This is a genomic window from Streptomyces sp. L-9-10 (assembly GCF_004151105.1).
Taxonomy (GTDB): Bacteria; Actinomycetota; Actinomycetes; order Streptomycetales; family Streptomycetaceae; genus Streptomyces.
In genome coordinates, this window is record NZ_PHRF01000077.1 from 98,737 (window position 1) to 99,276 (window position 540).

The window sequence follows — 540 nt, forward strand, 5'->3', positions numbered from 1 at the left end:
TTGGCGGTGACGGCGTTGCGGCAGCGGGAGTGTGATGTCGCGTTGGCGGGTGGTGTGACGGTGATGTCGACGCCGTCGGTGTTTGTGGAGTTTTCGCGGTTGCGGGGTACGGCTGTGGACGGGCGGTGCAAGAGTTTCTCCGCTGATGCGGATGGGGCGGGCTGGTCGGAGGGTTGTGGTGTGCTGGTCCTGAAGCGGTTGTCGGCCGCGGAGGCGGCCGGGGACCGGGTGTTGGCGGTGATCCGGGGTTCGGCGGTGAATCAGGATGGCCGGTCCCAGGGGCTGACCGCTCCGAACGGGCCTTCGCAGCAGCGGGTGATCCAGGAGGCGTTGTCGCGTGCGGGGTTGTCCCCGTCGGACGTGGACGCGGTCGAGGCGCACGGCACCGGGACCCCGCTCGGTGACCCGATCGAGGCGGGCGCTCTGGCGGCGGTCTTCGGGCCGGGGCGTTCCGTGGCGCGGCCGGTGTGGCTGGGGTCGGCGAAGTCGAACATCGGTCATGCTCAGGCTGCCGCGGGCGTGGCCGGGGTGATCAAGATG

At 70.6% G+C, this 540-nt stretch carries 1 protein-coding gene; it reads left to right on the forward strand.

Going from position 1 to position 540, the window contains the following annotated elements; genetic code table 11:
* A partial coding sequence (locus CU044_RS19970; RefSeq protein ID WP_129770091.1) for a polyketide synthase occupies positions 1-540 on the forward strand: 540 nt, incomplete at both ends.